The organism is Companilactobacillus halodurans, assembly GCF_009600985.1.
Classification (GTDB): Bacteria; Bacillota; Bacilli; order Lactobacillales; family Lactobacillaceae; genus Companilactobacillus; species Companilactobacillus halodurans.
In genome coordinates, this window is the sequence record NZ_VDFP01000126.1 from 1 (window position 1) to 1,466 (window position 1,466).

2 protein-coding genes are annotated in these 1,466 nt (G+C 38.6%); both read right to left on the reverse strand.

Going from position 1 to position 1,466, the window contains the following annotated elements:
- On the reverse strand, positions 1-681 hold a 681-nt coding region (gene cydB / locus FHL06_RS12960; RefSeq protein ID WP_153387006.1), incomplete at its 3' end, for a cytochrome d ubiquinol oxidase subunit II.
- A partial coding sequence (locus FHL06_RS12965; RefSeq protein WP_192917996.1) for a cytochrome ubiquinol oxidase subunit I occupies positions 678-1,466 on the reverse strand: 789 nt, incomplete at its 5' end. The genes FHL06_RS12965 and cydB, both read right to left, overlap by 4 nt.

Here is a 1,466-nt window from a genome sequence, read left to right on the forward strand (position 1 = left end):
TGAACCGAATCTCTTTGTAAAGAAGTCAGTTTGTAGAAAGACTAATACTGCAAAGACGACTTCGCCTAGAAATAGGATTGGATATAATATTTGATTTAATTTACGAGCACGATCACGAAGCGGACCTTCGATTCTTAATCTGATGAAATTCAAACCGTGGACGAGTGATAGTAAAGTGCCTGCAACACCACCGACGATTGAAAGTAAGTTAACAACGTTGAAGAAAGTTGGGAAGGCGTTACCTTGAGCGTCCATTGGAATACCTTGGACCATACTCAAAAGAATCATACATAGGAAAAATGGAGGCATGATACTTCCAATAAAGAAAGTCCACATCCACATATTTTTGCCAGCCTTTGTTTCGGCATGTTTGTGGAATTCAAAAGAAACACCACGTAAAATCAGACCTACTAGAACTAGCAAGAAGAGGATATAGTAACCAGAGAACAATGAGGCATACCAAAGTGGCAAGGAAGCAAACATTGCACCACCAGCGGTAACTAACCATGTTTCATTACCGTCCCAATGAGGACCGATAGTAGACATGATAGCAGTTCTTTCTTGATCATCTTTGGCTAGGAAACGAGTAGACATTCCGACACCAAAATCAAATCCTTCAAGAAAGAGGAAGATAGAAAATAGAAGACCAATTAAGATAAACCATAATGTACTGAGTGTCATTTTCCAAAGGCCTCCTTTGCAAATGGATCAACATTTTGTTTAGAATCAGCCTCTTCGTAGTATGGGCCATGGTGAAGTGTTTGTCTGCAATACCAAACCATAACGCCACCTAAGAACAAGAAGAGTAGGAAGTAAACGATGTTACTGAATAATAGACTGGCAACTGTTGAAGTTGGAGATACAGCTTGAGCAATTGTGAATAGTCCATAAACAATCCATGGATAACGACCAAATTCAGTAATGAACCAACCAGCGGAATTACCAATAAATGGAACCCAGATACAAAGTCCTAAAACAACTAGCATCCACTTGTGGTTCTCAATTGTATCTTTCTTCTTACGAGAGAAGATCAATCCGACTAAAGCAACCAACATAATCAAGGCATCAATACCTGTCATAACTCTAAAACTCCAGAATAGAGTCTTAGGTGGAACGTAGTAATTCATGTCCTTGCCAAATTGCTTGTCGTATTTAGCATGTAGTTCTTTGTTAATGGTATCCATACCCTTAACAGAACCACTTAATTTGTGGTAAGCCAAGATACTTAAAACACCTGGAACTTCGATTTGACCACTAGCCTTATGATCTTTGGCATTGATCATTTCAACTACAGTCCAAGGAGCAGGATCTTTAGTATCTTTATAAATACCTTCAGTAGCAGCAAATTTCATCGGTTGATCTTTGATAATTTGTTGTGTTTGAAGATCTCCGGCACCAGCAGAAAGAATAGCGAAAATTAAACTTGCCCAAAGACCAAAACGTAATGATGTCTTGAAGAAATGATT